This is a genomic window from Candidatus Pyrohabitans sp. (genome assembly GCF_054014795.1).
The window spans coordinates 24,553-31,348 of sequence record NZ_JBPMGE010000013.1 but is presented as its reverse complement, the minus strand read 5'-3'; the positions used below and the strand labels follow the sequence as shown (position 1 = coordinate 31,348).

Below are 6,796 nucleotides of genomic sequence, written 5' to 3'. Positions count from 1 at the left end.
CCGACTCCACCAGCGGCCCCGAGATTTCCTTAAAGCCCATCTGCAGAAAGATGGAACGAATCTCATCGATTATTATCCTGAGGGGATGCAGCTTCGCAGGCGTGAGCTCAGGCGCGGGCAGGGTTACGTCGTAGCGGCGCAGCTTCTTGCTCTCCCACGCCCGCGTCTTTATAATCTCGGGTGTGAGCTGGGATATCTCCTCGGCTATCTCTATACCTCTGGAGACCAGTGCCTCTCCGCTGGGTGTGAACTTCGCCTCCCTGAAGCTCTTCTCTCCCACCTTAACCACATGCTGCCTGCCCTTCAAAAGCTCAAGGGCTTTGCGCTCCTCCTCCGAGAGCTGGCTCAGCATTACCTCGCCCTGAGTGAGCCTCTCCAGAAGCCTCTCATCCTCGCCCTTTTCGCCTTTCTTCCCCTTCTCGGTGAGCACCAGCCTGCCCTTCGCTATGTTCGCCAGCCCCTTCCTCCTGAGCCAGCCCAGGGCTATGTTCACCTCTTCCTTCTCCAGCACCTTACTGAGCTCTGAAATCTCAGCCTCACCGCCCCTGCTGCGAAGATACTCAAGAGCCCTGCGCTCGGGTAAGCCCTTTGCGGCGTAAAGCTCGCCCTCCTCGTCAAGGGCTGCAATCTCATCCACCCTTTCCTTTACTTCCACCAGACCCTTGCGCACAAGCCAGTACAGGGCACGGTTAACAGCGCTCTGGTTGAGCCCTGTCTGCTCTGCTATCTTCTCCGGCGAGGCACTGCCCAGCTTTTCAAGTGCCCTGAGAACCAGTTTTTCATTTTTGCTAAGCTCCATGCTATCCCTGCTCAGCCCTTTTTGGTACCTCTTCATCCTCAAAATACAGCACCGCAATAAGCACAAAGAGCACAGCCATCGCGATGTAGTAATCAAAATTCTGCTTATTGGCGGCGACGGTGTAAACAGAAATTATTCCGAACAGCACGCCCAGACCAGAGAAGAGCCAGAAAATCTCCTTCCTCTTTATCTCCTTCTCAAGGAAGTACATGGCAAATATTATCAGAGCAACTCCAATCCCGAAAACCACGCGTGCATCCATAGCATTGCAGAGTTTATCTAAATGCTATATAAAGCTTCCTCATGCCTGTGAGGGTAGCGCAATCAGAAGGTCTGAGGCAGGCATTCCTATACTACCTCCCGGCCCTCGCAATCGCCTCCACAAACTCCCTAACCTTGGCTTCCACATCCCCCGTGTTTTCAACCGCTGTGCCGGTGACAATTATGTCAGCACCCGCCCTGGCAGCACGGTAGGCGTCGTCGCCGCTCCTTATCCCCCCGCCTACAATCACAGGAATCTCCACCATGCGCCTTACTGCGGTAATCATCTCCTCGGGCACTGGCATATCTGCCCCTGAGCCAGCCTCAAGGTAAACCAGCCTCATCCCCATGTACTGCGCCGCCAGCGCATAGCTCGCCGCAAGCATTGGCTTTGAGCGCGGAATCGCACGGGCGTCGCCAACCCAGCCGACGGCACCACCTGGCTCGACGATTATGTAGCCCATTGACAGAGGTTCCAGGCCCGCACGCCTCACTGCGAGCGCTCCAACCGCCTGGGCCCCTGTTATGTAGTAGGGGTTCCGGGAATTGAGCAGACTCATGAAGAATATGGCATCTGCATGCCTCGAAACACCCGAGACATCCCCCGGAAAGAGTATCACCGGCTTTGACCCGGCAACCTGCTTCACCGCCTTAACACTCTCGTCAAGAATATACTGGTCTATGCCCGCGCTCCCGCCGACCATTATCGCATCGGTTCCAGCGCTCAGCGCGAGGGCGGCTATCTCCCCTGCCTTCTCAGGGCTCTGTTTATCCGGGTCTATAAGGGTGAAGTGCGCCTTCTTCTCTTCCACAAGCTCTGCGATGTAGCTAAGCACCTTCATTTGTTCAGCCCTTAGCTTCCTTGCGCTTGGGACGCAGCTCCTTTGAGCCGCACTTTCTGCACTTGCGTGCAAGCCAGGCATTTCTCGCCTTACACTTTCTGCATATCTTTACCCTGAAGAGCCTTCGCTCTGCCTCAGGAAACCTCGCCATGATTGAACCTCCATAAAAGTAACTCTACACCCTTGTGCTTTTCCCCTTATAAAGGTTTTCCGAAATGTAAGGCCTAAAGCCCGCTTCGGCGAGGATTTTATTAACTTCCTCTGCGGTAGCATCCCTGCTGTGGAGGGTCACATCCAGCACATGCCTCTCCAGGTCCGCCTCAACCTCCACTCCATTGAATCTCTTCTCCAGCGCACTTCGAATTGTGCTCACACACCCTTCGCAGTGCATCTCGGGCACATAGAGGGTTATCCTCCGCCTCCCTTCTCCTATTTTAACCTTTTTTCTTGGGAGAAGCCTGCCCGCAAAGGAGTTGATAAGCACAGTGCTAACACTAGCGAGCATCGCGAACATGGCCCACACCGGATGCACCATACCCGTGACTGCTGCCGGCACGCCTATGCCGTTGAAACCGAATGCTATGGCGAGGTTCTGCACCGTCTTGGAGTAGGAGTTGGCTGCAATGTGGTAGGCCTCAACAACCGCCCCCAGCCTCTCACCCACTATGATAACATCCGCCGACTCTATAGCTATGTCAGTGCCGGTGCCTATGGCTATGCCCACGTCCGCCTGCATCAGCGCCGGAGCGTCGTTGATACCGTCGCCCACCATGGCCACGCGGCTGCCCTGCTCCTGAAGTGCGCGCACATGCTCAGCCTTTTCCTGGGGCAGCACCTCTGCAAAAACCTCGGTGATGCCCACCCGCTGCGCCACAGCGAGGGCTGTGCGCCGGTTATCACCTGTAATCATCACCGGCTCCATGCCCGAGTCCCTCATCTGCTGAATTGCATGCGCAGCATCCTCCTTCAGTGCATCGGCGATGGCGATTAGGCCCAGAAGTTCGCCTTCAGCGGCGACGGCGACTACTGTATTTCCCTGCGCCTCGAGAGCTCTGGCATGCTCATATCCTTTGCTTAGCTTCAAACCCTCCTCCTCAAGGAATCGCAGGCTGCCCACCAGAACCCTATTACCGCCGACACCTGCATGAATACCCCTCCCGGGTACAGCTCTAAAATCATCGGCCTCGCTCAGGGCAATGCCCAGCGCCTGAGCATGCTCCACAATCGCCCTTGCGAGGGGGTGTTCCGAGGCCGCCTCTGCAGAGGCCGCTAGCATGAGAACCTCCCTTACATCAGCCCCGCCGGTAGCCAGAACTTTGACCACCTCAGGCCTGCCCTTGGTGATTGTGCCTGTTTTGTCCAGCACCACCACCCTTACATCCTTCAGTGCCTGAAAGGCATGAACTGAGCGCAGGAGGATGCCCTTCTCAGCAGCCATCCCACTGCCGCGTATCATGGCGAGAGGCGTTGCCATGCCCAGGGCGCAGGGATAGCCCATCACCAGCACCGCGAGGGCGGCATATATCCCTCGCCTGAAGTTCGCCTCACCCGTAGCAAGCCACCCGCCCAGAGTCCAGACCACAAAGCCGAAAAGCGCAAAGGCCAGCACCCCAGGCACATAGTACCTTAAAATCCTGTCCACCAGCTGGATTATACCAGGCTTCAAGGCGCGAGCCTCCTCAATATAACGCGCCACCTGCTGTAGAAAGCTCTCCTCGCCAATGCGCATTACCCGCACAACCAGTGTTCCGGTGAGATTGACTGAGCCGCCGATAACCTCGTCGCCGGCAAGCTTCTCCACCGGCAGTGATTCGCCTGTTACAAGGCTCTCGTCCACACTCGACGCGCCCCTCACAACTTCGCCATCCACAGGGATGTGCTCTCCAGGGCGCACCCTTACGAGGTCGCCTTTCTCCACCTCCTCAATAGGCACCTCCTCTTCCCTGCCAGAGCGCAGCACCCTCGCTGTGAGAGGCTGGAGAGCGAGAAGCCTGCGCACCGCCTGGCTCGCCCTGGTGCGCACAAGCAGGGAGGTGTAGCCAGAGAGGATGTGGTAGGTGGTGACGAACACCGCAACGCCAAAAAAGTCTGCGATGGGAAAACCAGCTATGAAGAAGCCAGCCACCCCGCCGACTATGCCCGAGAAGGCAGCCAGCTCCAGCAAAACGTGCTGGTTTAGTATGCCCCTCCGGAGAGACTGCACAGCCATCTTCAGTATGTACCCTCCCGGGCCGAAGACATTTGCCAGCGCCAGCGCAAGCATCGCATAGGGAAACCACTCCCTGCGAATGCCCAGCCACATGCTGAGCATGAGCAGCGCTGCAAGCAGGGCAAAGAAGGTGGCGATAAGCAGCCTTCGTCTCTCCCTGAGCAGCTCAGTCTCTTCCTCCTCATAGCTGCGAACCTTCCGCGGGTCCATGAGGGTGTAGCCTAGCTGGCGCATCGTCTGCCTGAGCTCTGTCTCTGCAACCTTCTCAGGGTTGTAGCGGATGAGCACCTCCTCATGGGCAAGGCTCACCTTCACCTCCCCTATCCCCTCCATCCTGCTGAAAGCTTTTTTTATGGTTTCGGCGCAGAAGGAGCAGAAGATACCACCCACCTTGAGCTGGAGTTTCTTCATCGCCCTCGCCTCAGATTCGCCTGTTCAGCTCCTCCAGGAGCTTTTCCAGGTCGATGTTCTTCTCTCTGGCCACATCCGCGAGGGTAAGCTCAGCACCGCGCTTCCCCGGGGCCTCGCCAAAGCAGCAGCCGCACAGCCCCAGCCCCAGGAAGTAATCAGTGGTCTCAGGGTAGCGCTTAATCACCTCGTATACCCTTGCCCTGGCGTTGATTTCCGGCCTCATCTTCTAACCCTTATCCTGAAAGTCCCGGCATTGAGCGTATCCTGAAGTATCTCAAAGCCCCATTCACGAAGTGCCATAAGAACTGGCTCATGGGTATCGGGGTCGTCCATAACAATCTCCGCCGTGTCGCCGTGCTTAAGCTTCCCGAAGAAGTTTTTCACTGTGAGCTGCAGGCGAGCGCCATCCAGCCCCTGAAAATCCCCCACAATGGTTCCGTCTTCCCGCCGACTCAGCTTCATTCTTCACCACCAAGCATGGCCTTAAATTCCCTGCTCTGGGTAGCTTCTGCCATGGCCCTGTTGAGCACCTCCACGAGGACATACTCCAGAAAATGCTCATCGCTGCAGTAGGGACAGGGCTTAAGGGATTTTGCCATGGATACAATCTCGCCTCTGTGCCTTTTGAGCATCTTCCTGAAGATTTTGAGCACCTCCTCGCCTGCCTCTGCCACAGCCCCGCCCAGCACTTCGTCGAAATTTTCCGGTGCTGTGTGCTGCATCACCCGCACAGTTGAGGCATAGTACTTAAGCACCCCGCCGCGGGAATCAACCAGCCTGGTGAGCTGTATTAAACCAGCTTTTTTGAGGATGTCCACATGGTGGCGCACAGTGGTGGGGGCTATGCTTATGCCCTGCCTTTCCAGCTCAGCCTTTATCTCAGCTATGGAAGCCTCCTTCTCTGAGAGTATCTGGAGTATCGCCGCCCTTACAGGGTCACCTATCGCCTTGGCCTTCTTTGCATCTGTTACCAGAAGCGTCCTGCGGCCAACCTCCCGCCTGAAGATTTCGCTCATGGCATAGAATATAAATACTACCGTTACGAAAAATATTGTAATTGTTGGAAGAGTTTTGTAGATGTTTGAGATATTCTCAGAACCCTCTGCGGCACTGGTCGGCGAATAGCCAACCTCTCAATCGGCAACCTTCTGCGCAGAGATTACAACAAAACCCCCCTCTCCATAGCCCTCCTTAACCGGCTCGACTTCGGCGATTTCCTCCGGCGCCCTGAAGAGTGTCTGGCAGATTTTGAAGTTGCCGAATTTTAACTCCCTGAGCCAGTCCAGAACCTGCTCCACAGAGTAAAACCTCGCATATCGATAAAACCTGCTTCCCTGCTCTGACTCATACCTCCTGCCAAGGGGGCTATCTCTGTCGATCATCCCTATTATAATGCGCCCTCCACGCCTTAAAACCCTCCTCGCCTCCCGAAGCGCCTGTGTGGGATTCTGGAGGAAGCACAGCGTGGTTACCATAAGCACAAAATCGAAGGATGCGCTGGCAAAGGGGAGTTCCTCTGCTCTTGCCTCATACACCTCTATACCGCGTTTTCGTGCTATAGCCGCCATCGCCTTAGCCGGCTCCACACCAACTTTAACACCCAACCGGGAGGCGAATCTCCCTGTGCCCACGCCCACCTCCAGGCCCCTACCCCCTTTCGGGATGAACCTTCTCAACGCAAGAACCTCCGACTCGTAGGCATGGGGATGCCTCTCAAACCAGGAATCATACTCCACAGCAAGCTCCTCGAAGACCTGGATATTCTCCTCCGGCGGCCCGAAATAATCCCGCTGAACCTCCAGAAGCGCCTCCCTGCTCCCGGCGCGGGAATAATCCTCAAGCAGGCTATGGTTGAGCTCAAGGAAGCTGTGGCCCCACCTGAACTTTGAAAGCAGCTTCTTAGCGTGCTCCTTCTCGCCCAGGATGTAAAGCGCAGTAGCCAGGGCTTCAACAGTGCTCAGCTTCGCCACCTTGCCGTAGTTCACGGGGTTCGCTGCCACCAGCAGGGGCAGGGAGCGGTGCCTTGCAAAGCGCAGGCTACGAAAGGTTTCGCGGGCGCGCTTCCAGGAGCAGTCCAGCGCCGCCAGAGCTGTGGCTCTGGAGTCCTCCCGCGAGAGAAGCTTCGGGGCAAAGGGGTTGAGTACAACCGCGCCCCGGGGCACAGCCCTCACCGAGCGGACCAGTTTCACCAGCGAAAATCGCGAGAGCTTTAAAGCTGTGCACTTCTTTGGCGAGCACTGGTTAGCGTGGTAGACCACAAGCTTCATCTCCCGC

At 56.6% G+C, this 6,796-nt stretch carries 9 protein-coding genes; all 9 read right to left on the bottom strand.

The features are described from left to right. Positions 1-835, bottom strand: an 835-nt coding sequence (locus ACXJJW_RS01290) for a helix-turn-helix domain-containing protein (RefSeq protein WP_456473908.1), incomplete at its 3' end; no start/stop codon positions are given. Continuing rightward, positions 801-1,061 (bottom strand): hypothetical protein, encoded by a 261-nt coding sequence (locus tag ACXJJW_RS01285; protein ID WP_456473907.1) that lies wholly within the window; start codon positions 1,059-1,061, stop codon positions 801-803. The genes ACXJJW_RS01285 and ACXJJW_RS01290, both read right to left, overlap by 35 nt. A 91-nt stretch (positions 1,062-1,152) precedes the next feature. Then, positions 1,153-1,902, bottom strand: a complete 750-nt coding sequence (locus tag ACXJJW_RS01280) for a phosphoglycerol geranylgeranyltransferase (RefSeq protein WP_456473906.1) — start codon at positions 1,900-1,902, stop codon at positions 1,153-1,155. Positions 1,903-1,906: 4 nt separating this feature from the next. Continuing rightward, on the bottom strand, positions 1,907-2,053 hold the full coding sequence (locus ACXJJW_RS01275; RefSeq protein WP_456473905.1) for a 50S ribosomal protein L40e: 147 nt from the start codon (positions 2,051-2,053) through the stop codon (positions 1,907-1,909). A gap of 24 nt (positions 2,054-2,077) precedes the next feature. Continuing rightward, positions 2,078-4,522 (bottom strand): heavy metal translocating P-type ATPase, encoded by a 2,445-nt coding sequence (locus ACXJJW_RS01270; RefSeq protein ID WP_456473904.1) that lies wholly within the window; start codon positions 4,520-4,522, stop codon positions 2,078-2,080. Between the two features lie 10 nt (positions 4,523-4,532). Beyond that, complete coding sequence (locus ACXJJW_RS01265; protein ID WP_456473903.1) at positions 4,533-4,745, bottom strand: hypothetical protein; 213 nt, start codon at positions 4,743-4,745, stop codon at positions 4,533-4,535. Further along, positions 4,742-4,984: a sulfurtransferase TusA family protein gene (locus tag ACXJJW_RS01260; protein WP_456473902.1), complete on the bottom strand. Its 243-nt coding sequence runs from the start codon at positions 4,982-4,984 to the stop codon at positions 4,742-4,744. The genes ACXJJW_RS01265 and ACXJJW_RS01260 overlap by 4 nt, the downstream gene beginning before the upstream one ends. Continuing rightward, positions 4,981-5,538, bottom strand: coding sequence for an ArsR/SmtB family transcription factor (locus ACXJJW_RS01255; RefSeq protein WP_456473901.1), 558 nt, complete (start codon positions 5,536-5,538; stop codon positions 4,981-4,983). The genes ACXJJW_RS01260 and ACXJJW_RS01255 overlap by 4 nt, the downstream gene beginning before the upstream one ends. Positions 5,539-5,655: 117 nt before the next feature. Continuing rightward, a complete protein-coding gene (locus tag ACXJJW_RS01250; RefSeq protein WP_456473900.1) occupies positions 5,656-6,789 on the bottom strand; it encodes a DUF367 family protein in 1,134 nt (377 codons plus the stop codon). Between the last annotated feature and the right edge of the window lie 7 nt (positions 6,790-6,796).

Coding starts and splice junctions, on each gene's coding strand:
- ACXJJW_RS01285 (WP_456473907.1), bottom strand. CDS start 1,061: ATGGATGCACGCGTGGTTTTCGGGATTGGAGTTGCTCTGATAATATTT.
- ACXJJW_RS01280 (WP_456473906.1), bottom strand. CDS start 1,902: ATGAAGGTGCTTAGCTACATCGCAGAGCTTGTGGAAGAGAAGAAGGCG.
- ACXJJW_RS01275 (WP_456473905.1), bottom strand. CDS start 2,053: ATGGCGAGGTTTCCTGAGGCAGAGCGAAGGCTCTTCAGGGTAAAGATA.
- ACXJJW_RS01270 (WP_456473904.1), bottom strand. CDS start 4,522: ATGAAGAAACTCCAGCTCAAGGTGGGTGGTATCTTCTGCTCCTTCTGC.
- ACXJJW_RS01265 (WP_456473903.1), bottom strand. CDS start 4,745: ATGAGGCCGGAAATCAACGCCAGGGCAAGGGTATACGAGGTGATTAAG.
- ACXJJW_RS01260 (WP_456473902.1), bottom strand. CDS start 4,984: ATGAAGCTGAGTCGGCGGGAAGACGGAACCATTGTGGGGGATTTTCAG.
- ACXJJW_RS01255 (WP_456473901.1), bottom strand. CDS start 5,538: ATGAGCGAAATCTTCAGGCGGGAGGTTGGCCGCAGGACGCTTCTGGTA.
- ACXJJW_RS01250 (WP_456473900.1), bottom strand. CDS start 6,789: ATGAAGCTTGTGGTCTACCACGCTAACCAGTGCTCGCCAAAGAAGTGC.